This window comes from Gordonia oleivorans (assembly GCF_040044975.1).
Taxonomy (GTDB): Bacteria; Actinomycetota; Actinomycetes; order Mycobacteriales; family Mycobacteriaceae; genus Gordonia; species Gordonia oleivorans.
Map to the genome: position 1 here is coordinate 103306 of NZ_JBDZDI010000004.1, position 25564 is coordinate 128869.

The window sequence follows — 25564 nt, forward strand, 5'->3', positions numbered from 1 at the left end:
AAGACCACCCACCGTCGACGACGGCGACCGGGTCCGGGCGCTGTCACCGCAGCGATCACATACCCTTCACGCGCCGGCCGACCTCGCGGGCCACCTCACGCTGAGCGGTGCGACGGGCGAGATCCTGGCGCTTGTCGTGGGCCTGCTTACCGCGGGCCAACGCGATCTCCACCTTGGCCCGACCGTCGTGGAAGTACATCGACAGCGGCACCAGGGTGAGATTGCCGTCGCGGATCTTGCCGATCAGGTTGTCGATCTCGCGGCGGTGCATCAGCAGTTTGCGGTTACGCCGGGGTGCGTGATTGGTCCACGACCCGTTGCCATATTCCGCGATGTGCAGTCCGCGCAACCACACCTCGCCGTCGTCGATGGTGGCGAACGCGTCCACCAGTGAAGCCTTGCCCTCACGCAGACTCTTGACCTCGGTGCCCAGGAGCGCGATGCCGGCTTCGTAGGTGTCGAGAATGGTGTAGTTGTGCCGGGCCTTGCGGTTGGACGCGATGAGGTTGCGTCCCTTTTCCTTTGCCATGTCGGCTACTCACCTCCTCGGTGCTGTTTGTGGAAATCCTCCGGGTGTACAACGCGCACGACGGCTCGTTCACTCCCGGACATAGACACGCAGCGTGACATATCCGGTCGCCGCTGCCAACACAATTCCGCCGATGATGAGCCAGGGTGACACCAGCAGGACGTCACCCGCGGTGACACGTGGCACGATGTTGACGCCGTAGAGCCCGGCCAGGGCACGGTCGAAGAAGAAGATCTTGGCCAGGAACAATCCGCCGACGGCCAGCAAGGAGCCGATGAGGGCGGCGAGCACCGCCTCGAGCAGGAACGGCAGCTGCGTATACCACCGCGTGGCACCCACGAGGCGCATGATGGACACCTCGGTCCGGCGGGTGAAGGCGGCGACCTGCACCGTGTTGACGATCAGCAGGATCGCCGCCACCGCCAGGATCGCCGCCACGGCGAACGCGGCGTTGCGCACGCCGTCGAGCACCCCGAAGATGCGTTTGACCAGCTCTCGTTGGTCGAGTGCGCCCTCGATACCGAGGTCCTGTCGGCCGGCGAAGGTGGTGTAGACCTCGTCGAATCGATCCGGGTCCGACATCCGGACCTTGACCGAGGACTGGGCGAAGGTGTCCGGGGTGATCTGATCGGCGATCTCGGGCGAGGTCTCCTCGAACATCGCCTTGGCGGCCTCATACCCTTCCTGGGCACTGACATAGGTCACCGAGCCCACGCCCGGCTGCTTCTCCAGCTCGGTACGCAAGGTCGTACACGGCGCCTGCCGGCAATTGGGGTCGGCCTTGGAGACGTCCTCGTTGAGGAAGAACTGCATCTCCACGCGGTCGAGGAAGATCTTCTGACTCTTGTCGGCCATCTGGATCACCAGCAGACCGCCGCCGAACATCCCCAGCGTGATGGCCGTGGTAATGATCATGGCGATCGTCATGGTGACGTTGCGGCGGAAGCCGTTCAAGACCTCGCTGATGATGAAATGCGCTCGCATGGTCGCTCGGATGTCCTTCGTGGTCGTGGTGTCTTCGGCCCGGAGTTCGCGGCGCACCCACACACGGTGCGCGCGCATGTCCTCAGCCGATCCCGTAGACCCCTTGTTCGTCGTTGCGGACGAGTTTCCCGTTGTCGAATTCGAGTACCCGCCGGCGCATCGCGTCGACGATGTGGCGATCGTGGGTGGCCATCACGACGGTGGTGCCGCGGCGGTTGACGCGGTCGAGCACGTCGACGATCTCTTCACTCGTCTCCGGATCGAGGTTGCCGGTCGGCTCGTCGGCGAGCAGCACCAACGGCCGGTTGGCGATGGCCCGCGCGATGGCGACGCGCTGCATCTCACCGCCGGACAGTTCGTAGGGCATCCGCTCGAGTTTGCCTTCGAGGCCCACGTAGTCGAGGACCTCCGGCACGATCTTGCGGATCATCGACGGCGGTTTGCCGATCACCTCGAGGGCGAAGGCCACGTTGTCGGCCACCGACTTCTGCTGCAGCAGGCGGAAGTCCTGGAAGACGCACCCGATCGACTGCCGCAGCTTGGGGACCATCCGGCCCTTGAGCGTGTTGACGTGGAAGTCACCGACGTAGATGTCGCCCGAGGTGGGTTTGTCCTCCTTGAGCAGCAGCCGGAAGAACGTCGACTTGCCCGATCCCGAGGGTCCGATGAGGAAGGCGAACTCGCCCTTGTCGACCTCGAGGGACAGGTCCGACAGGGCGGGGCGGCTGGAGGCCTTGTACTTCATCGTGACGTTGTCCAGCTTGATCACGGTGAGCCAGTGTAACGACGACGCCTGAGAAGCCCGCTCAGGCGCCGCGCCCGGCGCGTTGCCCCGGTAAGGCGCAGGTCAGCGGGACGGAACCGTCGTCGTGGTGTTGGTGTTGTTGGGCTGCAGCCACTGGAACGGATTGTTGTTGGTGGTCGTCGTCGACGATTCGTCGGAGCCCGGGGTCGACTCGGCACCCTCTTCCCCGCTGGTTCCCGACTCCGACGGCTCCCCCGAGACCGACCCGGACAGGCTGGGTGTGGTCGACGAGTAGGTGGTCGACGGCTCGGAGTAGTAGGTCGGCGTGGTGGTGCGTGCGACCTGAGCGGGTGCGGTGGGCGTCGGTGCCGGCGCGTATCGCTGCGAGGTGAAGCCGTACAGCGTCCAGCAACCCAGGAACGCCACCAGCAGGATCGCCGTGCTGGTACGAATCCGGGTGCGGTAGATGTGCTTCCAATTGCGGTCGCGCAGGGGCCGCCGACGCGGATGGGGCTGTCCCGCCGGCAGGCCGCCGGTGGGCGTGTCCGTGGGCGCATCGGCGCGTGGGATCTCGCCGGTGATCTCGTTGTCGGGGTTGGTGGCGGCGGCAGGCTTGGGGCCGGCGGGAATGTTGCCCTCGGGCTTGTCGCCGTCGGGGTCGTTGCGGTGGGTCATGAGTCCCCGTTCTTGCCGATGGTGTCGGCCAGCGTCGCCGGGGGTGCTCCGCCGGACTGCGCGTCGCGTCCGGGCGCCACGGTGATGCCCTCGCGGGCCAGCGCCTGAACGATCGCGACACGCAGCGCGCGGCTGACCTCGAACTGTTTGCCGGGCAGCGTGCGGGCCACCATGCGGACGGTCACCGAGTCGAGTTCGAGGTCGGTGACGCCCAGCGGGGACGGCGCGTCGAGCAGCAGGTCATGCCAGTTGCGATCCTCGAAGAAGTCGCGGCCGACCCGGTCGAGGGTCTCGTTGACCAGACCGATGTCGGCCTCGGCGGGCACCGGGACGTCGACGACGGCGCGCGCCCAGTCCTTGGACAGGTTGGTGGCCTTGATGATCTGGCCGTTGGGTACGGTGATGACCTCGCCCTCACTGGTCCGCAGCTTGGTGACGCGCAGGGTCACGTCCTCGACGGTGCCGTCGGCCAGCCCGTTGCCGGTGACCGTCAGGCTGACGACGTCGCCGTAACCGTATTGGCGTTCGGCGACGACGAAGAATCCGGCGAGGATGTCCTGCACCACCCGCTGGGCGCCGAAACCGAGTGCCGCGCCGATCACCGCACCGGGACCGGTCAGACCGGTGATGGGAACGTGGAGAATCGAGAGGAAGCGGATCAGGACCACGGCGATCACGGCGACGATGAGAACCCACGCCACCACGTCGACCAATGCTCGCCGATGCTTGGAATCCTCGGTCTGCACGATCAGGTCACTGTTGTGGAAGTTCGCCTCGAGGCGCGCGGCGTACCTGTCCGCCGACCATCGGATCAACCGGATCGTCAGCAGCCCGCCGAGCACCCAGGTCAGCATCTGCAGACCGCTGGTCGCCAGCCACACATAGATCGATCCGAGCAGTTGCTCGAACGCCGACTCGGCGGGGTTGGCGGCGAGCGGCTGGGCGGCCACCGCCCACACTCCGGTCGGTGTGCTCACGTGCGACAGTGCGAGATCAGGCGTCGGCATCGGCCATGCGCCAGCGGATTCCGGCCTCGATGAAGTTGTCGAGATCGCCGTCGAGGATGGCGGTCGGGTTGTTGCTCTCGACGTTGGTCCTCAGGTCCTTGACCATCTGGTACGGGTGCAGCACGTAGGAGCGCATCTGGTTACCCCAGCTCGAGCCGCCGTCACCCTTGAGGGCGTCGAGTTCGGCACGCTCCTCCTGACGTTTGCGTTCGAGCAGTTTGGCCTGCAGCACCCGCATCGCCGACGCCTTGTTCTGCAGCTGACTCTTCTCGTTCTGACAGGTGACGACGATCCCGGTGGGCAGGTGGGTCAGGCGGACCGCGGAGTCGGTGGTGTTGACCGACTGGCCGCCGGGACCCGACGACCGGTAGACGTCGACCTTGAGCTCGTTCTCGTCGATGTCGATGTGATCGGTCGTCTCCACCACCGGCAGCACCTCGACCTCGGCGAACGACGTCTGGCGCCGGCCCTGGTTGTCGAAGGGGCTGATCCGGACGAGGCGATGGGTGCCCTGCTCGACCGAGAGGGTGCCATACATGTACGGAGCCTTCACCGCGAAGGTCGCCGACTTCAGCCCGGCCTCTTCGGCGTAGGAGGTGTCGTAGACCTCGACGGAGTAGTTGTGCTGTTCGGCCCAGCGCACATACATCCGCATCAGCATCTGCGCCCAGTCCGCGGCGTCGACGCCGCCGGCGCCCGAGCGGATGTTCACCAGGGCATCACGCTGGTCGTATTCGCCGGCCAACATGGTCTTGACCTCCATCGCCTGGATGTCGGTCCGCAGTGACTCGCGTTCGGTGTCGGCGTCGGTGAGTGCGGCGGTCCGGTCGTCACCCTCCTCGGCCTCGGCCAGCTCGTAGAGCACGGGAAGATCCTCGAGGCGCTGGCGCAGTTCGGTCACACGCCGCAACTCCGACTGGGCGTGGCTGAGCTCGCTGGTCACCTTCTGCGCATGTTCCTGGTTGTTCCACAGCTCCGGGTCGGAGGCCTGCATCTCCAGCTCGTCGATCCGGCGGCGCAGCTCATCGACGTCGAGCACCTTCTCCACGGTGGTGAGGGTGGCGTCGAGGGATTCGAGATCTGCGGTCACGTCGGGATGCACGGTTAACCAGGGTACCGATCCGCGACTGTGAGACCCAGTCGGCTCATGACGAGGTCGGTGGCGGGGTCACCGGCGGCAACTCCCCGAATCGCCAGCTGGTCTCCGCCTTGCCCGGCCGGTAGACCACCGGATGGTCCGAGCCCACCTGCGGCCATGGCGCCCCGTCGGCCAGCACCATGGTTCCGTAGACCTCGGTCGGCGAGGTTCCCGGACCGTTGATGACGCCCGACACCGTGCAGAACACCTCACCCTTGCTGTCCGGTTGAGGTCGGTCACTGACGCCGGTGACCGTGAGCGTGCCCTGCTCGTATCCGGCTCCGCCACCGGAGAATCCACCGATGCTCCGTCCCCGCATCTGCATGATCATCCCCACCGCGAGCGCGGCCAGCAGGACGGCGATGGTGATGGTGATCCACATGCCGCTACCCTACCGGTCATGACCAGCCCCGCCGCCGACGTCGACCTGCGCGATGACCTCGATCTGGCCCTGTCGATCGCCGCCTCCGCGGACGCCCTGACCACCCGCCGATTCGGGGCGCTCGATCTACACGTCTCGGACAAACCCGACCTGACACCGGTCTCCGACGCCGACCTCGACTGCGAACGCCTCGTCCGCGAGCGACTCGCCGCACGCCGACCCGATGACGCCGTGCTCGGTGAGGAGTTCGGCGGCGAGGCCAGGCTCACCGGCCGGCAGTGGATCGTCGACCCGATCGACGGGACGAAGAACTTCGTCCGGGGCGTACCCGTGTGGGCCACGCTCATCGCGTTGCTGGTCGACGGGGTGCCCGTGGTGGGTGTCGTCAGCGCCCCGGCGCTCAAACGTCGCTGGTGGGCGGCAGCCGGATTGGGCGCGTTCACCGATTTCGACGGTGGCGAGGTCCGTCGTCTGTCGGTGTCGGCGGTGGCCGATCCGGCGTCGGCGAGCCTGGCGTTCTCCAGCCTGTCCGGGTGGGCCGATCGGGGTATCCGCGAGAAGTTCATCGCGCTGACCGACGAGGTGTGGCGTGTCCGCGGGTACGGGGATTTCTACAACTACTGCCTCGTCGCCGAGGGTGCCGTCGACATCGCCGCCGAACCGGAGGTCTCACTGTGGGATCTGGCCGCCCTCGACATCCTCGTCCGTGAGGCCGGCGGAACCTTCACCTCACTGGACGGCGCCGACGGCCCCTCGGGCGGCAGTGCCGTCGCCACCAACGGCCTGCTGCACGACGGTGTGCTGAACGCGCTGCGCGGCTGACCGCCAACCCCGTCGAGTGGGCGCCGTTCCCCGTCGAGTGGGCACCCTTTCCCGTCGAGTGGGCGCCGTTTCGCGTCGAGTGGGCGCACGCCCCGGTCGAGATGCAGCCCTGTCCGTTTGGTGAGTCCTTCGGCGAAACCGCTTGCCACACCGAACCATTACCTACCGTCGTGGTGAGCAAGGTCTCTCGTCACCGACGCCGAAGGAGTTCCCCATGCCCGGCTTTCCCGCACTCACCCACGTCGCGATCACCGTCCGCGACCTGCGGATCAGCATCAACTGGTACACGCGACTGTTCGGTACCGACCCGGTTCTCGACGAGGACGAGGAATCGGGCACGTACCACCACGCCGTCTACGCGCTGGACGGGGGAACCCTGTTCGGGCTGCACACGCACGTCGACACCACTCCCGCGGAGACCTTCGACGAGAAGCGCACCGGGCTCGATCATGTCGCGTTTGCCGTCGGACGTGACGAATTGGAGTCCTGGGTGACGCGTCTCGACGAGCTCGGTATCGCACACGGCGGGATCAAGCATGCGCACTACGGGTCCGGGATCTCCTTCCGCGACCCCGACAACATCGCGCTGGAGTTCTTCGCTCCCCCGGCCGAATAGGCGCTCCGGAGCCGGATCGCCCTCAGACGTCGGTCGCCGATTCCTTATCCAACACGGTGAACTCGGTGGCCGGATCCTTCATCTCGGTCAGTCGGCCGTGGTGAATTCCGGTGCCCGCATCCGACAGGATCGCCTGATGGATGGGCACCGCGACCCGTGGTGCCATCGCGCGGAGGTAGTCCACCGATTCCGACAGCTTCATCCAGGGCGCCGCCGACGGCAGGGCGAGGACGTCGATCTTCTCGAACGGGATGTAGAACGAGTCACCCGGATGCATGAATCGGCCGGTCTGTCCGGCCGTGTCGAGGACGTAGGCGACGTTGTCGATCACCGGGATGTCGGGGTGGATCACCGCATGCCGACCGCCGGTGACCCGCGCCGTGACGTCGCCGATCGGCACCGCCTGGCCGGCGTGTGCCGCGGTCCACTCACCCGCGGAATCGGCGTCGTTGAGCTGCTTGGTGGTCTGGGGGTCCGCGAACCGCAGGGCCTGAGGGTTGTCGGCGACGAGGTTGGGTAGCCGCGCCACGTCGCAGTGATCCGGGTGCTGATGGGTGATGAGGATGGCGTCGAGGCCGGTGATGCCCTCGAATCCATGCGAGAAGTTTCCCGGATCGAACAGGATCTTCGTCCCGTCCAACTCGACCAGCAGGCAGGAATGACCGAAGTGGGTGAGTTGCATGGTTCCACCATGCTCCTGCCATCGATGCGGTGCCAGCGTCGCGGCCCACCGGCCGGAGTTCGCCAAGTTCGTGACAAACTTCTTACCGAGGAGTAAGGTTCGTTCTTACTACCGGGTAAGTTCCACCGGAGTCCTACGCACGAAGCCACACGCTCGAGAGAAATGGTGACCATGTCGACTCACACCGAGCCCCGCGACACCTCTGCGGTCGGCAAGACCAAGCATCCCCGCAACTTCATCGGCACCGCGATGCGGGTGCTGACCACCGTCACGGGATCGGAGTTCGCGGACAAGTATCAGATCCGCGAACCGATCAACCGGATCGCCTACCAGGCGACCAAGACCGGCTTCCAGACCCTCGGTGCGGCCAACCGCGCCTTCAAGAAGGTCCAGGGCGGATCGGGACAGGCAGCCCGCCTGACGACCACCCCGAAGGACTACTTCAACCTCACCCCCGACGACGAACAGCAGATGATCGCCGAGACGGTCAAGGAGTTCGCCACCGAAATCCTGCGTCCCGCGGCCTATGACGCCGACGCCGCCGCAGCGGCACCCGAGGACATCGTCAAGCGTTCCGCGGAACTCGGCATCACCATGATCAACGTCCCCGAGGAGTTCGAGGGTGCCGCCACCGAACGCGGCGTGGTCACCAACGCGCTCGTCGCCGAGGCGATGGCCTACGGCGACATGGGACTCGCCCTTCCGCTGCTCGCGCCGAGCGGTGTGGCCACCACACTGACCAACTTCGGCAGCGAGGGACAGCAGAAGACCTATCTCCCCGATTTCGCCGGTGAGGACGTCCCGCAGTCGGCGGTCGTCATCGCCGAGCCGCGTCCCCTCTTCGACGCCTTCGCGCTGCAGACCAAGGCCCATCGGGTGCCCAGCGGCTACCGCCTCAACGGCGTGAAGTCCTTTGTCCCCGCAGCGGGTTCGTCGGAACTGTTCATCGTCGGCGCGCAGCTCGACGGACAGCCCGCCCTGTTCATCGTGGAATCCGACAGCAAGGGCCTGATCGTCGAGGCCGACCCCGGCATGGGCGTGCGCGCCGCCGGCATGGGCCGCCTGCTGCTGCAGGACGTCGCCGTACCGGAGTCCGCGCTGCTCGGCGAAGAGACCGGAGAGGCCGCGCTGGCCGCCTACCGCGACGTCGTGCGCCTGTCGCGACTGGGCTGGTCGGCTCTGGCCGCCGGCACCGGCCGGGCCGTCCTCGACTACGTGATCCCCTACGTCAACGAGCGTGAGGCCTTCGGCGAGCCGATCTCCAACCGCCAGGCGGTGGCCTTCATGGTCGCCACCATGGCCACCGAACTCGACGCCATCCGCCTGGTCACCCTGCGCGGCGCATCGCGTGCGGAGCAGGGCCTGTCATTCGCCCGGGAGGCCGCGCTGGCCCGCAAGCTCACCATCGACAAGGGCCTGCAGATCGGTCTCGACGGCGTGCAACTCCTCGGCGGCCACGGCTTCACCAAGGAGCATCCGGTCGAGCGTTGGTACCGCGACCTCCGTGGCGCCGGCATCGGCGAAGGCATCGTCGTCCTCTGAGGCCGACCCGGGAAGCAACGAGGAATCTCAACTCATGAGCATCAATCTGGAACTGCCACGCAAGCTGGGCGTCACCATCGACCAGGCCCATCAGGCCGCGGCGGAGATCTTCCGTCCCATCTCGCGCAAGTACGACCTGCGTGAGCACGACTACCCCGTCGAACTCGACACCCTGGCCAGCCTGTACGACGGGCTCTCCGAGACCGGACAGGCCGGTGCGGGCGCCGACGCCGGTCGGAGCAAGGACAAGGGCAAACAACGTCCCGAGGGCGTCGTCGTCAACGGCGGCAACATGCAGTCGGTGGTCAACGTCATGGAGACCTCCTGGGGTGACGTCGGCCTGATGTTGTCGATTCCCTATCAGGGACTGGGCAATTCGGCGATCGCTGCGGTCGCCACCGACGAGCAACTCGAACGCTTCGGCAAGGTGTGGGCCGCGATGGCCATCACCGAACCGAGCTTCGGCTCCGACTCGGCCGCGGTCACCACGACCGCCACCCTCGACGGCGACGAGTACGTCATCAACGGTGAGAAGATCTTCGTCACCGCCGGTTCGCGCGCCAGCCACATCGTGGTGTGGGCGACGGTCGACAAGAGCCTCGGCCGCGCCGCCATCAAGAGTTTCGTTGTGCCGCGCGAACATCCGGGCGTGGAGATCGTGCGTCTCGAGCACAAGCTCGGTATTCGCGTCTCGGACACCGCGGTGATCCGGTTCGAGAACTGCCGCATCCCCAAGGAGAACCTGCTCGGCAGCCCGGAGGTGGACACCAAGAAGGGCTTCGGCGGTGTCATGCAGACCTTCGACAACACGCGTCCGCTGGTCGCGGGTATGGCCGTGGGTGTGGCCCGCGCCGCGCTCGAGGAGTTGCGTCGCATCCTGGAAGAGGCCGGCATCGAGATCGACTACGATCGCCCGGCCGCCGATCAGCATGCCGCCGCAGCCGAGTTCATCCGGATGGAATCCGATTGGGAGGCAGCGTATCTGCTCACCATGCGGGCCTGCTGGATGGCCGACAACAAGCAGCCGAACTCGCTGGAGGCCTCGATGGCCAAGGCGAAGGCGGGCCGTACCGGCACCGACGTCACCAACAAGGCCGTCGAATTGGCCGGTACGCCAGGCTATTCCGAGCGCACCCTGCTCGAGAAGTGGGCGCGGGACTCGAAGATCCTGGACATCTTCGAGGGCACTCAGCAGATCCAGCAACTCATCATCGCCCGACGGGTGCTGGGTAAGAGCAGCGCAGAACTGAAGTGAGGCAACCGATCATCAACTGATCACAGACATCGTCCACGACCTCGTCCCCCGAGTGCCACCGGCACTCGGGGGACGAGGCCGTTTCAGGACATAGGTGCCGGCCGCCCCAGACCGGCAATCACCCGCCTGGGTGACATACAGAACTCCCGGCTCACCGATATGGTTCGCGCAACGTACACACCACGTCGTCGTCACGGGGAGTCAACCATGACTTTCGAACAGCCACCTCAGGTGCCGCCGCCTGCTTCGTTCGAGTCCGATCCCACGCCACCACCGCCACTTCCGACACCGCCGCCACCACCTACGCCGTCACCGGCACCGCCAGACGGACTCAGCCTGAAGAAGGCCCCACCGCCGACGGAAGAGCCGTCCACCAGCCCACCTCCCCCGCCGGCGGCCCCGCCGATGCCGCCGGTATTCGCGCTGGAGCCGTGGCATGCCCTGGCCGCGTTGTCGCTCATCTCGTTGGTCACCGCGATCTTCACTCTCGGTATCGGGTGGTTCTTGGTCGGTGTGGCCGCCGCGGTAGGCGCGTGGAAAGCGTGGGAGAAAAAGGTCGTCTGGACAGGCGGCGCGCGCGATGGCCTCAGCCGACTCCGGTTGACCAGGCCCTCGTCGGCGGAGATCACCGACACGGTCAACACCGTCCGTCAACCGCCGGTTCCCTTTCAGCCCTTGACATTCTCCGAGACTTTCCGAGGCGCCGGGCGAGTCATGGCGCGCAACTGGGTTGCTCTCATCACGGTTCCGCTCGCCGTGTTCGCTGCCATGATCGTGGTTCTCTACGTGGTGATCTCGATTGTGATGAAGGCGCTGTACTCCGGAAACACCTTCTTCGGCGGCGATGTGATCGTCAGCGACGTGAGCAACGGTGTGTCGTCGGTACAACAGTTTCTGGTCGCTGCGCTGGTCATGCTTTCCCTGTGCCTCGTCGTCGGGTTCTTCGCCGATGCCGCACTGCTTGCTCTGACCGTGGTGGCCACCTACCGCGCCGCGACCGGTCGGCCAGTACGAATTCTGGACGTACTACGGGAATGCCGCCCAAGGGTTTTCGCGGTGTGCCGTCTCAATCTCGTCTTCTACGCGCTCATCCTCATTCCCGACTTCGTGATCCAACTCGCCACACTGCCACTCCTCTTGAAGGGGAGTGTCAGCGGAGTGATCGCGATGATGCTTCTCAACATCATCGTCGCGTTCACCATCGGCGTGCTCGTCAGCTTGTCGCCGATCATCCTGATGATCGAACAACGAGGCGTCATGGACACGTTCAAGCGCACCATCGCGCTCTCACGGCCCGCGTGGGGGCGTCTGATCGCGCTTCATCTGTGCTGGTTGGGATGCGGGATACCGCTGGCGATCGTGTTGACGATCAACGGGTTCAGCGTCATCCTCTACGCCACCGTGATTTCGGTGATGCTCGCGTTCTTCCGCACTCTGCAGACAGTCGTCTATCTCGACCTTCGGATGCGAGAACGCAGCGGGTTCGATCAGTGGCTCGCCGAAGCCTGGAACCAGAATGTGGGACAGCCCAACGCCTGACCGCGGACGCCACCTCGACAGCAATCTCACCGGCCTCCGGCCGAGGAATCCGCCGGCACCAACAACAGGGGTACCCCACGCCGCCCGATGAGACGATGCGCAACCGATTGTCCCAGAACAGAATCCAGGTATCCGAGCATCCCAGGTCGCGGACTGCCGATCACCACCATCAGCGCGGAGTAGCGATCGGCGACGACGGCGAGGAGGTCGGCGGGCGAGCCGTGACCACCGTGGTAGGTCCACGACGCCGGGACACCGTCGAGCAGGGCACGCGCGGCGATCACCTCGTCGGTCACCGTGTTGCGGTAGTCCTCGTCCCACTCCGGGGAGTCGAGATCGATCGGGGCGTCGTCGAGATCGACGATATGCACCAGATGGATGTGGGCGTCGAGATCGCCGGCGAGTCGGACCGCGAAAGCCATGGCGGCCATGCTGTCGGGGTGGCGATCCCAGCCGACCACCAGGGCCGCTCGCGCCGCCACTCTCGGCTCGGGACCGGATCGGCTGCGCTGCAGCGGACCGTCGCCACCGAGCTGACCGAAGTCGTTCTCATCGTTCATGGCGAAACTCCTTCACACCGACGCCAACCACAACCCGAACCCGCACGCCACGACGGCCGCCACCACACTGCCGATCGCGTTGGCGGCGGCCAGGATTCCGCGGCGTCCCTCGGCGAGGCGCACCGTCTCCACACTCGCCGTGCTGAATGTCGTGTAACCGCCACAGAATCCGGTGCCGACGATGGTCTGCAGCGCATGCGGTGCCGAGTGGTCGATCACCAGACCGGCGAGCACACCCAGCAGCAGCGAACCGGTCACGTTGATGGCGAACGTCGCCCACGGGAACGTCGCCGGCCGCCACCTCTTGATCGCGCCGTCGACGACGAACCGGGCCACCGCGCCGAGCGCACCGGCCAGCAGAACCGCGAGGACCGTCACGACACCGCTCCCGTCCGGCGCGCGAGTATCGACCCGGCCGCCACGATTCCCAGCCAGGCACAGGCGATTCCGGCCACCACCGACGTCACGGCGTAGGCGATCGCGATACCCGCCGCGCCGTGTTGTCCGAGCTGCGTGGTCTCCAGCGCGAACGTGCTGTAGGTGGTCAACGACCCACAGAAGCCGGTCCCGACGAGTAGCCGAACCCGTTGGCGCCAGCCGGAATCCGGTCCGGCGAGAATCATCACCTCGAGGATCACACCGAGGATGAACGCGCCGGCAAGGTTCACTCCGAACGTCGCCCACGGCCAGCCGGTGCCGACCGTCGGGAACAGTTCCTCCATCAGGTAGCGCAGTCCGGTGCCCGCGACCCCGCCGGCGAACACCAGACCCAGCGCCGGCAGTTGCAGGTGCAGCGGCCGCGCCGGTGGCGTGTCGGGATCCACTGGGATCGGTATCCGGTCCGCTCCCCCGGTGTGATCTCGGCCTGTGTGATCTGCGCCCATGACAATGCCCCTTCCGTCTACTCGGAACAGGAACTATCAGCCGATACCGGCGGTTCGGGGCGGCGCACAGACACTGTCGCCCCGGGCGAGATCCATCACCCTGCTCGACAGCCTATACCGACACCGCTTTCAGCCCCCGAGCTGACGTGCGAGGTCGGCGAGTACGTCCGGGTCCTCGATGGTGGAGGGCACCGCGTACTCCTCGTGGTCGGCGATCTGACGCATTGTCTTGCGCAGGATCTTGCCCGATCGCGTCTTGGGCAACGCCGGGACGACGGTGACGTCGCGGAACGTGGCGACCGCTCCGATCTCGTTGCGCACCATGGCCACCAGCTCGTTGCGCAGCGTGTCGGGTTCGATGTCGACGCCGGCCTTGAGCACCACGTAGCCGCTGGGTCGTTGCCCCTTGAGATCGTCGTGGATGCCGATCACCGCGCATTCGGCGACCGCGGGATGCGACGCGACGACGGCCTCGATGCTGCCGGTGGACAGGCGGTGACCGGCGACGTTGATGACGTCGTCGGAACGTCCGAGCACGAAGACGTAGCCGTCGGCGTCGATGTATCCCGAGTCGCCGGTCAGGTAGTAGCCCGGGAACGCCTTCAGATACGAACTGCGGTAACGGTCTTCGTCGCGCCAGAGTCCGGCGAGGGTACCGGGCGGCAGCGGCAGCGTGATGACGATGTTGCCTTCGACGCCGGCGTCGACGGTGTTGCCCTCGGCGTCGACGATGCCCACCTGATAGCCCGGCACCGGCACCGTCGGTGAGCCCGCCTTGATCGGCATCGGTTCCAGCCCACGCAGATTCGCCGCGATCGACCAGCCGGTCTCGGTCTGCCACCAGTGATCGACCACAGGCACGCCGAGCACCTCACTGGCCCAGGTGAAGGTGTCCGGGTCGAGGCGCTCACCGGCGGCGAACAGCGTCGTCAGCGACGAAATATCGTACTCGGCAAGTAGTTTGGCGTCCGGATCGGCCTTGCGGATCGCCCGGATCGCGGTCGGCGCGGTGAACAGGGCCTTGGCCCGATGTTCGGAGATCACCCGCCAGAACGCGCCCGCGTCGGGGGTGCCCACCGGTTTGCCCTCGTACATGATCGTGGTGGCGCCGGTCAGCAACGGACCGTAGACGATATAGGAGTGGCCCACCACCCAGCCCACATCCGATGCGGTCCACCACACGTCGCCGGGAGCGACGTCGTAGATGTTGGTCATCGACCACCGCAGGGCGACGGCGTGGCCACCATTGTCACGGACCACACCCTTCGGCTTTCCGGTGGTCCCCGAGGTGTAGAGGATGTAGAGCGGGTCGGTCGCCGCGACATCCACCGGATCGACCGGTGACGCGGCCTCCATCACGTCGTCCCAGTCCAGCCAGCCGCCGTGATCGGCAGCCGAGCCGGTGACCTGCTCGCGGTCTTTGACGATGACCGTCGAGGGCGGGTTCGCCGACAGTTCGAGCGCCTTGGCGACCATCGGGAGGTATTCGACGGTGCGCCCGGGCTCGAGGCCTCCGGATGCGGTGATGATGGCGACGGGTTCGGCGTCGTCGATGCGGGTGGCCAATTCGGGCGCCGCGAAACCGCCGAACACCACCGAATGCACGGCACCGATGCGCGCACACGCGAGCATCGCGATGGCGGCCTCGGGGATCATCGGCAGATAGATGACCACCCGGTCACCGGCTGCCACGCCCTGCGACGCGAGCACCCCGGCGAACCGGGACACCTCGTCGAGCAGTTCGGCGTAGGTGTAGCGGCGGATCTCGCCGACCATCGCCGAATCCCAGATCAGGGCGAGGCGGTCACCGTGCCCGGCGGCCACGTGCCGGTCGAGCGCATTGAAACAGGTGTTGAGCCGGCCGTCGGGGAACCACCGGTACATCGGCGCCGCGGAGTCGTCGAGGGCGGTGGTCGGCGGGACGGACCACTCGATCTCTGCCGCAGCGGCGAGCCAGAACGACTCCCGATCATCGATGCTGCGCGCGAATGCGTCGCTGTAGCTGCCCACTGTCGTCCTCACGTCGTGTCCTCGCGGTCGTGCGCGTCACACGACTCTGCCGCTATGAGGGTAATGACGGTCACACCGGGACGCGAGCGCTTCGTCTGTTCTGCGCCCACCGGTAGCCGTAACGCGCCGAACGGCGTCGTGGGCCCTGTCCGATCGGAGAGTACGAACGGGGCAGCGCAGTGCGGCGCGGTCCGATGATGTCAGTCCAGATACTTCTCGACGGTGTCGGCCGGACGCACCGCGGCGTCGTCGGGGTCCTGACCGGCGCGGCGGCGGGCCTGACGCTGGCGCAGCAGATCCCAGCACTGATCCAGCGACACCTCGATCGCCTTCAGACGGGCGTTCTCCTCGTCCCTGCCGATGTCGCCGCGACCGAGTCGTTCACGCAGATCGTGCTCTTCGCCGATCAGGTCGGTGATGTGATCGTGGATCGCCTTGTCGGTGGTCATACCTCGACGGTAGCGCCGAGGCGGCGGGACGCGCACCCACATTCACGACGGATGCGCCGATGGACACGCAGGTGTCAGTGGGCCGCGTCGTAGGCCTCGATGACCTCGGTGGAGATCCGGCCACGCTCACTGATGTCGAAGCCGTTCTCACGCGCCCATTCACGCACCGATTTCAGGTCACGGGATGAGCGTGCCCGTCGGCCTGAACCCCCACCCGAGCGTCGTGCGCCGGCCACCCGCGACGCCGCGATGTACTTCTCGAGGTCACGGTGGAACTCTTCGGCGTGCGCGGCCGAGGTGTCGAATTCGTAATTCTTGTTGTCAACGCTGAATGCGATCGTGACGGCTTCTTTGAGTTCTTTCCCGTCAAGATCGTCGACAAAGGTGACGACGGTACGTCGTGCCATGCTGGGTCCCCCCCATTAGTTCCTTCTGAATAACCACCCGAACAATAGCATCGGGTGGGTTTTCGATCTCGAAACCACGCGTTCATGGCCGGGGCTGTGAGTGTATTCAGCGGGGCGCGCACACCCGCATCGATGGTGTCCGGCGACCGAGTCACACGACAATGAATTCGGCCCCCGATCGCCTGGCGATCGGGGGCCGAATCTTCGTGGTAGCGGGGACAGGATTTGAACCTGCGACCTCTGGGTTATGAGCCCAGCGAGCTACCGAGCTGCTCCACCCCGCGTTGGTGAATACCACGTTACATGGTGGTTCCCAGCGGATGCAAATCGCCTCCCGTATCGGCCCTGAACTGGGCAAACACGTGTGAGCGCAACCACATTCGGGCCTGGCATGTCAGTTGCCGCCACCCAGATTCTCGTAGGTCTGGACGGCCTGATTGAGCTGATCGAGCGCCTGCCCGTACGCCGTGAAGTCGCCACTGCTCTGCGCCTCCTTGAGCTTGGCCAGCGCATCCCCGATCGCCTTCACCGCGGCGTCGCGCTGCGCGCTGTCACCGGTGGTCGGTGTCGGGGTGGTGGGTGTGGTCGGCGTCGTCGGTTCCGGTTCGGTGGTGCCGCCAGTGGTGGGCTCCCCGCCCAGTGGCGACGTCACATCCTCCGGGCTGATGCCCACCTGCTGCAGGGCCTGCGCCACCGTGGCCGCATACCCGACCTTGGGCTGCGCGGCCGCGGCGTTGTAGTAGACCAGGATGCGATGCAGTTTGGGCACACCGCCGCCCGAGTCGACCTCGGTGTACATCGGCTGGACGTACAGAATGCCGCCGCCGCCGACCGGGAGGGTCAGCAGGTTGCCGTAGGTCACCTTGGTGGTGCCCTCCAACTGTTTTCGGTCCGAGGCCACGGCACCGGCCGACTTCATGTTGTCCTGCGCCTGGATCGGTCCGACACCCGATTGCCGATCGGTGGGCAGCACCTTCACCGTGATCTGCCCATAGGTCCCGGGGTCGGACGAAACGGTCATATACGAGGCCAGGTTTCGTTCCCGGAATCCGGTGAACACCGTCGTCAACTGGAACTGTGAACCGGATCCGGAACCGCCACGGGGCTCGCGTGCGCTGAAATAGTACGGCGGCTGGTTCAGCTGACGATTCGCATTGTCCTCATTGCTCGGGTCCGGCGGCACCGACCAGAAGTTGTTGTTCTGGAAGAAGGCAGTCGGATCGGTCACGTGATACTTCGCGAGAAGTTCACGCTGGATCTTGAAGAGATCTTCCGGATAACGGACATGCGCCGCCAGATCGGCTTTCTTGTCGAATTCCGAGCGGGGTTCGACCGTGCCCGGGAACACCTTCATCCACGTCTTGAGCACCGGATCGGTGTCGTCGAACTGATACAGCGTCACCTTGCCCGTGTAGGCATCGACGGTGGCCTTCACCGAATTACGGACATAGGACACCTGCTCGTTGGCCTGCGTGCGCTGGGCCTGATTGTTGATCAGGTCCTGGGCGTCGGTGGTGACCTCCTGCAGCGACGTCGACTGCGAGTACGGGTAGTTGTCCAGGGTGGTGTAGCCGTCGACGATCCACTTGATCGACCCGTCGGCCATCACCGCGGGGTAGGTCTTCGAATCGACCGTCAGCCACGGCGCGACCTGCTTGACCCGGTCCCGCGGGTCGCGGTTGTAGAGGATCCGTGAATTGCTGTTGATGGCATCCGACAGCAGGAAGTTGCGTTCGGTGTACTTGACCGCATACATCGCGCGCACAAACCAATTGCTCAGGGAGACACCGGAATCGGCGGTGTAGCTGTAGGTGCGGCCGTCCTCGTCGTACTCGCGGTCGCCGCCGGAGGTGCCGACGATGGCGTAGTCCGGCGTCACATTGGCGATGAGTTCACCGAAGTAGATGCGCGGCTGGCTGACCTTGATCGGCGCCGTCTCCTGATACTGGGGATCGCGGATACTCTGCAGGTCGCTGACGTAGAAGACCGGGAGTCCGCCGCGGTCACTGGCGCCGGCCGACGTGTCGTCCGAGGCCTCGTCGACCTGATTGGCCGGCGCCGCGACGAACCCGTTGCCGTGGGTGTAAACGGTGTGCTTGTTGAGCCAGTTCTGCTGCTGGTCACCGTACTTGGTGGGGTCGAGTTCACGGACCGCGACGATGAAGTCGCGCTGCTGTCCGTCGACGGTGTAGCGGTCGATGGCCAACTGCGACGGGAACCCGTAGAAGTTCTTGAGGAACTGACGCTGATTGAACGTCGGTGCGATCACGTTCGGGTCGAGGATGCGGATGTTGGACAGCGTCGGCTCGTCGGTGTTGACGGCCTCCGCACTCGGTGGCGTCGCACCCCAATTCTCCTGGTAATCCACGTTTTTGTCGGGTTCGATCCCGTACGCGGCCGTCGTCGCCGCGATGTTACGGCTGATGTACTCGGCTTCCTTCTGCGCGGCGTTCGGCTTGACGGAGAACTGCTCCATGGTCAGCGGCCAGCCCACCCCCATCAGCAGCGCCGCCAGCAACATCAGCACCGTCGCGATCGCCGGAATGCGAAGGTCCTTGAGCACCACACCCGCGAAAAACGCGAGCGCACAGATGATCGCGATGGCCATCAGGATCAGCTTGGACGGCAGGACGGCATTGATGTCGGTGTAACTCGCGCCGGAGAAGATCTCCTGCTTGCGGTCGCTGGAGAGCAGCTGATACCGGTCGAACCAGTACGACACCGCCTTGAGCAACAGGAAGGTGCCGGCCAGCGCCGCGAGTTGGATGCGCGCCGGATTGGTCAGCGACCCACTGCCGCCGCCGAGGCGAATGCCGCCGAAGAGGTAGTGCGTGATCAGGTTCGCGAAGAACGCGATGACGATGATGACGAACAGGAAGTTGAGGATGAACCGGATGAACGGCAACTCGAACGCGTAGAAACTGATGTCGAGTCCGAACTGCGGGTCGGTGACGCCGAAGTCGGTGCTGTGCAGGAACGTCTGCACCGTGACCCACGACCCCTGCGCGACCAGTCCGGCCAGCACGCCGATCAGGACCGGCGGGATGATGGCGAACCAGCGGACGCGGCCCATCACCACCGCGCGATATCGCGCCAGCGGGTCACCCGGACCCGACGTCGGGACGAACACCGGCCGTGAACGATAGGCCATCGCGATGGCGCCGAAGATGATCAGCCCGACCACGACCGCGGCGATCAGGAAGAGCAGCACCCGTGTCCAGAGGATGGTCGAGTAGACCTTCGAATAGCCGAGATCGGAGAACCACAACCAGTCCGTGGCGATGCCGACGATGCGCGGCCCCACCAACAGAATGATCAGCAGCGCCACCGCGATGCCGATGGCGATCTTGCTCCTGCGCGACAGTGTCGGCAGTCCTGCCGGCCCGCGTACGCCCACCTGATCCACTCTCCAAATATTCTCAATACGGACACACGTCAACCGGCTGTGCCGACTCCCTGCGATGTGGTTCCCCACTGTACTGGTGCCCGCCAAGCGACCGCCCGGTCACCGTGCCGGGCGACCGTGCCGCCCATCGAAACCGTGCCGCCCATCGAACCTGGTGCCCGCCAAGCGACCGCCCGGTCACCGTACCGGGCAGCTGTGACGCCGCTCATCGGAGAAACGGCACCGGTGCGGATCGAGTTCCCGATGCGGCCCCGGCACACGACATGCCGGCACACGACATCAGGGCACACGGCATGATGGGTGCACCATGTCGCAGCCCCACCGCTTCTCCCCCGACGATCTCGGTCGCACCCTGCGTGATGCGCTGGGATTCCTGACGCCGCACCGATGGGGTCAGTCGCCGACGGTGTTCGCGCTGGTGCCCACCGAGGTACTGGCCGCGTTGCATCCCGAGGTCGTCGACGCCGACGACGATTCCGTCCTCAGTCCGATCGCCGAGGAACCCCTGGAGTCCGCCGATCGGGACGACCCGTTCGCCGCGCTGGAGGAGTTCCTGGCGACGGCGTCGTGGCAGGAACCGGTGGTCGGGGCGGCGGTCGTCGTCGACATCACGGTGCTGCCACCCGACGCCCGCGACGAACTGGCACACGACCATCCCGATGCGCGTCGCGCCCGGCTCGCGGTCGGCGCACTACGCGGCGGACCCACGCTGGCGCTGCTCGAACTCGAACCCGACGACACCGATCAGGTCCGCGAACTACGGACCCACCCCGACCTCGCCACGGACCTCCGAGCGGCGCTCGCCGCGGCGCTGGAGGACTGAGCCGGTACCGCTCAGCAGTGCGGCGCCGACCCGCCGGCACCGATCGTGTCCAGCGCGTCGACGGCCGAGGTCAGGGAACTCACCTTGATCAGTTCGAGACCGTCCGGGGCGTCGGACTTCGCCTCGGTGCAGTTCTCGTCGGGCACCAGGAACACCGACGCGCCGGCGTCACGCGCGGCACGCGTCTTGTGTGTGATGCCACCGATCGGACCGACGTCGCCGTCGTCGTCGATGGTGCCGGTACCGGCGATGAACTTGCCGTGGGTCAGCGAATCGCTGCCGAGCTGATCGATCACCGACAGGCTCAACATGAGTCCCGCCGACGGCCCACCGATCTCGCCGACGTTGTAGGTGATGCGCAGGCCGGGGTCGGCGCTGCGCACCTCGGGCGTGACGCCGATGTAGGCGACGTCGGCCTCGCCGGGACGCGCGGCGGCGGTGACGGTCACGGTCGACTCGGTGCCGTCGCGGCGGATCCGGAACGGGATCTGCTCACCCGGCTTGTGCGTGCGCACCGCCTTCTGCAGGTCCTCGGTGGTCGCCACCGCGGTTCCGTCGACCGAGATGATGACGTCGTTGGCCTTGAGCACCTTCGCCGACGGACCGTCCGGCGCCACCACCGCGACCGCCAGTGCGGTCGGCTTGTTCAGATACCGCAGGGCCGCGGCCGTCGCGCTGCCCTCCGAGTCGGTCATCTGCTGGGTGTTCTGCTGCTGGGTCTCCTCGGTCGTCTGACTCGGCGGGAACACCGTCTCGCGTGGCTGCACCGAATAGGTCCCCGACAACCACATTCCGAGCGCACCGAACAACGACAGCCCGTCGCTCACCGAGACGGTGGTCAGATTCAGATGCCCGTCGGTCGGATGGGTTTGCGCTCCGGCGATCTCGACGACCGGCACCTCACGGTTGTCCAGATCGATGGTGCCCAGCGTGTTGACGGTCGGGCCCGGTCCGAGTGCGACGAACGGCACCTGGACGGTGGTGCCGACCACGATCAGCACCAGCATCACGAGAGCGGTGACGGCCACGGTGAAGGTGCGGCGCGAGGAGAGCCCTGTCATTCCGACCACCCTAGGGCACACCGTGCGGGACCCGGGCCGCACGGCCGGGGGAACCCGACCTGCGCGAACTACGCTCAAGGCGAAACCGCTCGAGGGCCACACCCGGCGATGGTGGCGGTACCGTGGACTCATGAGTGATTTGCCCTTCGGATTCTCGTCCTCCTCCGATGATGACGGCGGCAAGGACAAGAACCCCGACCGCAGCGGCGATTCGGGCGCCGGCGCGCCGGGCGGTGCCCAGAATCCCTTCGGATTCGCCATGGGCGGAGAGGGTTTCGATCCGTCCGCCGGCCTCGATCCCGCCGCGCTCGGCCAGATGTTCAGCCAGCTGGGCAGCATGCTCAGCGGGATGGGGACGTCGATGACCGGCCCGTCCGCCGGTGGCCCGGTCAATTACGAGCTCGCCGCGAAGCTCGCGCGTCAGCAGATCGGGAACTTCACCCCGGTCCTCGACAAGGAGACGAAGGCGGTGGCCGACGCGGTGCGCCTGGCCGACGTCTGGCTCGATGACGTCACCACACTGCCCGGTGGCGTCAGCAAGGCCGTCGCCTGGACGCCGGTGCAATGGCTGGACGAGACGCTGCCCACCTGGAAGGGACTGTGCAATCCGGTGGCCGCCCAGATCTCGCGGACCTGGGAGCAGAACCTGCCGCCGGAGGCCGCGCAGTTCGCCGGTCCGATGATGGGCATGATGACCCAGATGAGCGGCATGGCCTTCGGCACCCAACTCGGCCAGGGCCTCGGCCAGCTCGCCAAGGAGGTGCTGACCTCCACCGACATCGGCCTGCCGCTGGCCCCGGAGGGCACCGCGGTGCTCCTGCCCGAGGCCATCGCCTCCTTCGCCGACGGCCTGAACCTGCCCGCCCAGGAGATCATCGTCTTCCTCGCCGCGCGCGAGGCCGCGCACCTGCGGCTGTTCACCCACGTGCCGTGGCTGCGTCAGCGACTGCTCGCCACCGTCGAGGAGTACGCGCGTGGCATCAGCATCGACTTCTCCGGGATCACCGACGCCACCGCTGGTATCGATCCGACGCAGCTGTTGGCCGATCCGTCCAAGCTCGAGGAACTGATCAGTTCGTCGGCCTCGTTCGAACCCACCACCACACCCGAGCAGAAAGCGGCCCTCGAACGTCTCGAAACCCTCCTCGCCCTCATCGAGGGCTGGGTGGAACACGTTGTCACCGAAGCACTTTCGGACCGGATTCCGAGCACGGCCGCACTGACCGAAACCATCCGTCGCCGCCGCGCCACCGGCGGCCCGGCAGAGCAGACCTTCGCCACCCTGGTCGGTCTGGAACTGCGTCCGCGCAAGTCGCGCGAGGCGTCGGCGTTGTGGGCCTCGCTCAAGCAGGCCTCCGACATCCCGACTCGTGACAAGGTGTGGGAGCACCCGGATCTGCTGCCCGACAGTGACGACCTCGATGCGCCGGCCGGATTCATCGATCGCGTGATCGGCGGCGACACCTCCGAGATCGATTCGGCGATCGCCGAACTCGAGAAGTCCTTCGCGGCCGACGCCGAGGGCTCCGGCGACCCCAAGTCCGTAGGCGACACCGACGGTTCGGGTGAGGACACCGGCGACGGGGACGACACGCCTCAGCGCTGAACGGACCACCGGTGTTCGCACCGCGCTGTGGATAACCGCCCTCGGCGCGGCCGATCGGGGGCGTCCGGATGGCACAGTATCCCCATGACAGCGGATCCGCTTGCGACGGGGCGACGCGCGGCACGCCTGCCGGTGCTCCGCGAGGGCGTCACGGTGCTGCTGCGCCCCGGCAACGAGGTGCACGTCGGCAGCGATCCGCACACCGCGCTCATCCTCCGCCTACCCTCGACAGTGTCCGGCAGAAGTGTTGCGGCACTGCTGGATTCGCTACACGAATCCCGCATCCCGGCCGAGGTGTTCTCCGATCTCGTCGATGCGGGACTGACCCGTGCGGAGTTCGCGGCCATCCTCGACCGCCTGGTGTCCGAGCAGAAGGCACACGCCGGAGCGCCGCGGCACCCGCGCCGTGCGCTGCGCATCCGGGTCCACGGCACCGGGGTGTTGACGCAATTGCTGACAGCCTCGCTTGCCGACGCCGGTTTCCCGACGGTCCGCACCGCGCGACGGCGCGTCCACCCCGACGACACCCGCGTGCACCCCGACGACGCCCCCGAGACGCCGCCGGCGGCGGTCACCGCCGCTGTCCCGAACCTGGTGATCCTGACCGATCACCTCGTGCACGAATCGTGGGTCACCGACGAACTGATGCGCTCCCGGACACCACACCTCCCGGTGCGTCTGCGCGACGGGACGGGCCTGATCGGTCCGCTCGTCCTGCCCGGGCTGTCGAGTTGCCTGGAGTGCGCCGACCGTCACCGCACCGACCGCGACGCCGCCTGGCCGGTCCTGGCCGCCCAACTGAACCGGGTGACCGGGCATGCGTCGACGGCGATCGCCCGGGCCACCGCCGCCCTGGCGCACGACCAGATCGAGCAACTCGCGGCCGCGTCGTCGGCGGCCGACGCCGCTCCACCGCACCTGATCAACCGGATGATGCACCTGCACGGCACTCCGCCGCGGATCGAATCGACGACGTGGGTACCGCATCCGCTGTGTCGATGCACTACCGGGACGATCACCGCCGGCGGTCCTCTATTCTGATTGGGGGAAAGGACACTATGACCGACATCACGCGGGGGCAAGGTCGCCGCAACGCAAAGCTCGCCTCGTTGCCGATCGGCATGGCCGGTCGGGCGGCCGCCGGCCTCGGCAAGAGGATGGTCGGCAAGGACAAGGACGAGGTCAACCAGGAACTCCTGGAGCGCTCCGCCGAACAACTGTTCGCGGTGCTCGGTGAGCTCAAGGGCGGCGCCATGAAGGTGGGCCAGGCGATGTCCATCATGGAGGCCGCGGTCCCCGACGAGTTCGGCGAGCCGTTCCGGGATGCCCTCACCAAGCTGCAGGCGGAGGCACCGCCGCTGTCGGCGTCGAAGGTGCACAAGGTTCTCGATCAGCAGCTCGGCACCAAGTGGCGGCAGCGATTCCGCGACTTCTCCGACGAGCCGGCCGCGGCGGCCAGCATCGGACAGGTACACAAGGCGGTGTGGTCGGACGGCCGCGAGGTCGCCGTCAAGATCCAGTACCCGGGCGCCGACCACGCACTGAAGGCCGACCTGAAGACCCTGTCCCGGATGTCGGGGTTGATGCAGAAGCTCTCCCCCGGCACCGACGTGAAGTCGATGATGGACGAGCTCATCGACCGCACCGAGGCCGAGCTGGATTATCTCGGTGAGGCCGACAACCAACGCGCCTTCGCCAAGGCCTTCGCCGACGATCCGGACTTCGTCATCCCCAAGGTGGTGGCGAGCTCCCCCAAGGTCATCGTGTCGGAGTGGCTCGACGGCACACCCCTGTCCCGGATCATCACCGACGGCGACAAGGCCACCCGTGACCGGGCCGCCGCGCTCATGTCGACCTTCGAGGTCAGCTCGCCGTTCCGCGCGGGTCTGCTGCACGGCGATCCCCATCCGGGCAACTTCTTCATCACCACCGACGGCCGTTTCGGGGCGCTGGACTTCGGCGCAGTCGGGCACTACCCGAACGGTCTGCCGCCGGAGACCGGACCGATCCTGCGGCTCGCGCGTGACAAGGAGTACGACGAGCTCAAGGAACACATGGTGGCGGCCGGGTTCATCCTCCGTTCCCAGGTGGACAAGGTCAGCGCCGCCGACCTGCAGGCCTACCTGCGTCCCTACGTCGATCCGCTCTACACCGAGTCCTTCCACTTCACCCGAAAGTGGTTGCAGCGGGCGGCCGGTCAGGCCACCGACGTGCGCGGAGACGTGTACAAGACCTCACGCCATCTCAATGTGCCCAAGCAGTACGTGATGGTGTTCCGGGTCCTGGCCGGCTGTGTGGGTATCGCGGCGCAGCTCGACGCCGAGGCCCCGTACCGCTCGATCATGGAGGAGTGGGTGCCCGGGCTGGCGTGAGCCCAGCGCCCCCCAAACGAACAACACCGGCCGTCCCCGGGTCATCATGACCTCGGAAACGGCCGGTGTC

General features: G+C 66.5%; 25 protein-coding genes, 1 tRNA gene and 1 riboswitch. Of the genes, 9 read left to right on the forward strand and 17 right to left on the reverse strand.

Annotated features, from left to right (window positions below; translation table 11 throughout):
• Positions 1-55 precede the first annotated feature (55 nt).
• From smpB to ABLE92_RS08690, 7 genes are all read right to left on the reverse strand, one after another.
• Complete coding sequence (smpB, locus tag ABLE92_RS08660) at positions 56-529, reverse strand: SsrA-binding protein SmpB (RefSeq protein ID WP_348804345.1); 474 nt, start codon at positions 527-529, stop codon at positions 56-58.
• A gap of 69 nt (positions 530-598) precedes the next feature.
• A complete protein-coding gene (gene ftsX / locus ABLE92_RS08665; RefSeq protein ID WP_348804567.1) occupies positions 599-1513 on the reverse strand; it encodes a permease-like cell division protein FtsX in 915 nt (304 codons plus the stop codon).
• A gap of 82 nt (positions 1514-1595) precedes the next feature.
• On the reverse strand, positions 1596-2282 hold the full coding sequence (ftsE, locus tag ABLE92_RS08670; protein WP_348804346.1) for a cell division ATP-binding protein FtsE: 687 nt from the start codon (positions 2280-2282) through the stop codon (positions 1596-1598).
• 78 nt (positions 2283-2360) lie between these two features.
• On the reverse strand, positions 2361-2933 hold the full coding sequence (locus ABLE92_RS08675) for an Rv3103c transmembrane domain-containing protein (protein ID WP_348804347.1): 573 nt from the start codon (positions 2931-2933) through the stop codon (positions 2361-2363).
• Complete coding sequence (locus tag ABLE92_RS08680) at positions 2930-3940, reverse strand: mechanosensitive ion channel family protein (RefSeq protein ID WP_425476235.1); 1011 nt, start codon at positions 3938-3940, stop codon at positions 2930-2932. The genes ABLE92_RS08675 and ABLE92_RS08680 overlap by 4 nt, the downstream gene beginning before the upstream one ends.
• The gene (prfB, locus tag ABLE92_RS08685; protein WP_348804348.1) at positions 3927-5042 is read right to left on the reverse strand and encodes a peptide chain release factor 2; all 1116 of its coding nucleotides are present in this window, start codon (positions 5040-5042) and stop codon (positions 3927-3929) included. The genes ABLE92_RS08680 and prfB overlap by 14 nt, the downstream gene beginning before the upstream one ends.
• A gap of 43 nt (positions 5043-5085) precedes the next feature.
• A complete protein-coding gene (locus ABLE92_RS08690; RefSeq protein ID WP_348804349.1) occupies positions 5086-5460 on the reverse strand; it encodes a hypothetical protein in 375 nt (124 codons plus the stop codon).
• A gap of 18 nt (positions 5461-5478) precedes the next feature.
• On the opposite strand from ABLE92_RS08690, the gene hisN reads away from it, so the two are divergent.
• Entirely contained in the window at positions 5479-6282 is an 804-nt protein-coding gene (gene hisN / locus ABLE92_RS08695) for a histidinol-phosphatase (RefSeq protein WP_348804350.1), read from the forward strand.
• Between the two features lie 214 nt (positions 6283-6496).
• Complete coding sequence (locus tag ABLE92_RS08700; protein ID WP_348804351.1) at positions 6497-6898, forward strand: VOC family protein; 402 nt, start codon at positions 6497-6499, stop codon at positions 6896-6898.
• A gap of 22 nt (positions 6899-6920) precedes the next feature.
• Here the strand turns inward: ABLE92_RS08700 and ABLE92_RS08705 are convergent, their stop codons facing one another.
• Positions 6921-7580 carry an MBL fold metallo-hydrolase gene (locus ABLE92_RS08705; protein WP_348804352.1) on the reverse strand — a complete coding sequence of 220 codons (660 nt, stop codon included), beginning with the start codon at positions 7578-7580 and terminating at the stop codon, positions 6921-6923.
• 171 nt (positions 7581-7751) lie between these two features.
• Between ABLE92_RS08705 and ABLE92_RS08710 the strand changes: the two genes are divergently transcribed.
• The 3 genes from ABLE92_RS08710 to ABLE92_RS08720 all read left to right on the forward strand — a co-directional run bounded on the left by ABLE92_RS08710 (position 7752) and on the right by ABLE92_RS08720 (position 11916).
• Complete coding sequence (locus ABLE92_RS08710; protein WP_348804353.1) at positions 7752-9122, forward strand: acyl-CoA dehydrogenase family protein; 1371 nt, start codon at positions 7752-7754, stop codon at positions 9120-9122.
• A 34-nt stretch (positions 9123-9156) separates the two neighbouring features.
• Entirely contained in the window at positions 9157-10377 is a 1221-nt protein-coding gene (locus tag ABLE92_RS08715; RefSeq protein WP_348804354.1) for an acyl-CoA dehydrogenase family protein, read from the forward strand.
• A gap of 207 nt (positions 10378-10584) precedes the next feature.
• Positions 10585-11916, forward strand: coding sequence for a hypothetical protein (locus ABLE92_RS08720; RefSeq protein ID WP_348804355.1), 1332 nt, complete (start codon positions 10585-10587; stop codon positions 11914-11916).
• A gap of 26 nt (positions 11917-11942) precedes the next feature.
• On the opposite strand, the gene ABLE92_RS08725 is transcribed toward ABLE92_RS08720, so the two are convergent.
• From ABLE92_RS08725 to ABLE92_RS08760, 8 genes are all read right to left on the reverse strand, one after another.
• Positions 11943-12476 (reverse strand): universal stress protein, encoded by a 534-nt coding sequence (locus ABLE92_RS08725; RefSeq protein WP_348804356.1) that lies wholly within the window; start codon positions 12474-12476, stop codon positions 11943-11945.
• Between the two features lie 12 nt (positions 12477-12488).
• Complete coding sequence (gene crcB, locus ABLE92_RS08730; RefSeq protein WP_348804357.1) at positions 12489-12854, reverse strand: fluoride efflux transporter CrcB; 366 nt, start codon at positions 12852-12854, stop codon at positions 12489-12491.
• Entirely contained in the window at positions 12851-13360 is a 510-nt protein-coding gene (crcB, locus tag ABLE92_RS08735) for a fluoride efflux transporter CrcB (protein WP_348804358.1), read from the reverse strand. The genes crcB (ABLE92_RS08730) and crcB (ABLE92_RS08735) overlap by 4 nt, the downstream gene beginning before the upstream one ends.
• A gap of 20 nt (positions 13361-13380) precedes the next feature.
• Positions 13381-13469, reverse strand: a riboswitch (Fluoride riboswitch).
• Between the two features lie 20 nt (positions 13470-13489).
• A complete protein-coding gene (locus tag ABLE92_RS08740) occupies positions 13490-15370 on the reverse strand; it encodes a propionyl-CoA synthetase (RefSeq protein ID WP_348804569.1) in 1881 nt (626 codons plus the stop codon).
• A 200-nt stretch (positions 15371-15570) separates the two neighbouring features.
• Positions 15571-15819, reverse strand: a complete 249-nt coding sequence (locus tag ABLE92_RS08745; RefSeq protein WP_348804359.1) for a DUF2630 family protein — start codon at positions 15817-15819, stop codon at positions 15571-15573.
• A gap of 74 nt (positions 15820-15893) precedes the next feature.
• Positions 15894-16226, reverse strand: coding sequence for a histone-like nucleoid-structuring protein Lsr2 (locus tag ABLE92_RS08750; protein ID WP_348804360.1), 333 nt, complete (start codon positions 16224-16226; stop codon positions 15894-15896).
• 207 nt (positions 16227-16433) lie between these two features.
• Positions 16434-16510: transfer RNA gene (locus ABLE92_RS08755), tRNA-Met, on the reverse strand.
• A 110-nt stretch (positions 16511-16620) separates the two neighbouring features.
• Positions 16621-19623: a UPF0182 family protein gene (locus tag ABLE92_RS08760; protein WP_348804361.1), complete on the reverse strand. Its 3003-nt coding sequence runs from the start codon at positions 19621-19623 to the stop codon at positions 16621-16623.
• A 316-nt stretch (positions 19624-19939) separates the two neighbouring features.
• Between ABLE92_RS08760 and ABLE92_RS08765 the strand changes: the two genes are divergently transcribed.
• Positions 19940-20455 (forward strand): PPA1309 family protein, encoded by a 516-nt coding sequence (locus tag ABLE92_RS08765; protein WP_348804362.1) that lies wholly within the window; start codon positions 19940-19942, stop codon positions 20453-20455.
• An 11-nt stretch (positions 20456-20466) separates the two neighbouring features.
• On the opposite strand, the gene ABLE92_RS08770 is transcribed toward ABLE92_RS08765, so the two are convergent.
• A complete protein-coding gene (locus ABLE92_RS08770; RefSeq protein ID WP_348804363.1) occupies positions 20467-21516 on the reverse strand; it encodes a YlbL family protein in 1050 nt (349 codons plus the stop codon).
• A gap of 130 nt (positions 21517-21646) precedes the next feature.
• On the opposite strand from ABLE92_RS08770, the gene ABLE92_RS08775 reads away from it, so the two are divergent.
• The 3 genes from ABLE92_RS08775 to ABLE92_RS08785 all read left to right on the forward strand — a co-directional run bounded on the left by ABLE92_RS08775 (position 21647) and on the right by ABLE92_RS08785 (position 25494).
• Positions 21647-23122 carry a zinc-dependent metalloprotease gene (locus ABLE92_RS08775; protein ID WP_348804364.1) on the forward strand — a complete coding sequence of 492 codons (1476 nt, stop codon included), beginning with the start codon at positions 21647-21649 and terminating at the stop codon, positions 23120-23122.
• Positions 23123-23206: 84 nt separating this feature from the next.
• A complete protein-coding gene (locus ABLE92_RS08780; protein WP_348804365.1) occupies positions 23207-24163 on the forward strand; it encodes a TOMM precursor leader peptide-binding protein in 957 nt (318 codons plus the stop codon).
• Between the two features lie 17 nt (positions 24164-24180).
• On the forward strand, positions 24181-25494 hold the full coding sequence (locus ABLE92_RS08785; protein WP_348804366.1) for an ABC1 kinase family protein: 1314 nt from the start codon (positions 24181-24183) through the stop codon (positions 25492-25494).
• Positions 25495-25564 lie beyond the last annotated feature (70 nt).

Coding starts and splice junctions, on each gene's coding strand:
- ABLE92_RS08715 (WP_348804354.1), top strand. CDS start 9,157: ATGAGCATCAATCTGGAACTGCCACGCAAGCTGGGCGTCACCATCGAC.
- ABLE92_RS08700 (WP_348804351.1), top strand. CDS start 6,497: ATGCCCGGCTTTCCCGCACTCACCCACGTCGCGATCACCGTCCGCGAC.
- smpB (WP_348804345.1), bottom strand. CDS start 529: ATGGCAAAGGAAAAGGGACGCAACCTCATCGCGTCCAACCGCAAGGCC.
- ABLE92_RS08680 (WP_425476235.1), bottom strand. CDS start 3,940: ATGCCGACGCCTGATCTCGCACTGTCGCACGTGAGCACACCGACCGGA.
- ABLE92_RS08705 (WP_348804352.1), bottom strand. CDS start 7,580: ATGCAACTCACCCACTTCGGTCATTCCTGCCTGCTGGTCGAGTTGGAC.
- ABLE92_RS08725 (WP_348804356.1), bottom strand. CDS start 12,476: ATGAACGATGAGAACGACTTCGGTCAGCTCGGTGGCGACGGTCCGCTG.
- ABLE92_RS08720 (WP_348804355.1), top strand. CDS start 10,585: ATGACTTTCGAACAGCCACCTCAGGTGCCGCCGCCTGCTTCGTTCGAG.
- hisN (WP_348804350.1), top strand. CDS start 5,479: ATGACCAGCCCCGCCGCCGACGTCGACCTGCGCGATGACCTCGATCTG.
- ABLE92_RS08785 (WP_348804366.1), top strand. CDS start 24,181: ATGACCGACATCACGCGGGGGCAAGGTCGCCGCAACGCAAAGCTCGCC.
- ftsX (WP_348804567.1), bottom strand. CDS start 1,513: ATGCGAGCGCATTTCATCATCAGCGAGGTCTTGAACGGCTTCCGCCGC.
- crcB (WP_348804358.1), bottom strand. CDS start 13,360: ATGGGCGCAGATCACACAGGCCGAGATCACACCGGGGGAGCGGACCGG.
- ABLE92_RS08690 (WP_348804349.1), bottom strand. CDS start 5,460: ATGTGGATCACCATCACCATCGCCGTCCTGCTGGCCGCGCTCGCGGTG.
- ABLE92_RS08770 (WP_348804363.1), bottom strand. CDS start 21,516: ATGACAGGGCTCTCCTCGCGCCGCACCTTCACCGTGGCCGTCACCGCT.
- ABLE92_RS08750 (WP_348804360.1), bottom strand. CDS start 16,226: ATGGCACGACGTACCGTCGTCACCTTTGTCGACGATCTTGACGGGAAA.
- ABLE92_RS08710 (WP_348804353.1), top strand. CDS start 7,752: ATGTCGACTCACACCGAGCCCCGCGACACCTCTGCGGTCGGCAAGACC.
- ABLE92_RS08780 (WP_348804365.1), top strand. CDS start 23,207: ATGACAGCGGATCCGCTTGCGACGGGGCGACGCGCGGCACGCCTGCCG.
- ABLE92_RS08675 (WP_348804347.1), bottom strand. CDS start 2,933: ATGACCCACCGCAACGACCCCGACGGCGACAAGCCCGAGGGCAACATT.
- ABLE92_RS08765 (WP_348804362.1), top strand. CDS start 19,940: ATGTCGCAGCCCCACCGCTTCTCCCCCGACGATCTCGGTCGCACCCTG.
- ABLE92_RS08775 (WP_348804364.1), top strand. CDS start 21,647: ATGAGTGATTTGCCCTTCGGATTCTCGTCCTCCTCCGATGATGACGGC.
- ABLE92_RS08745 (WP_348804359.1), bottom strand. CDS start 15,819: ATGACCACCGACAAGGCGATCCACGATCACATCACCGACCTGATCGGC.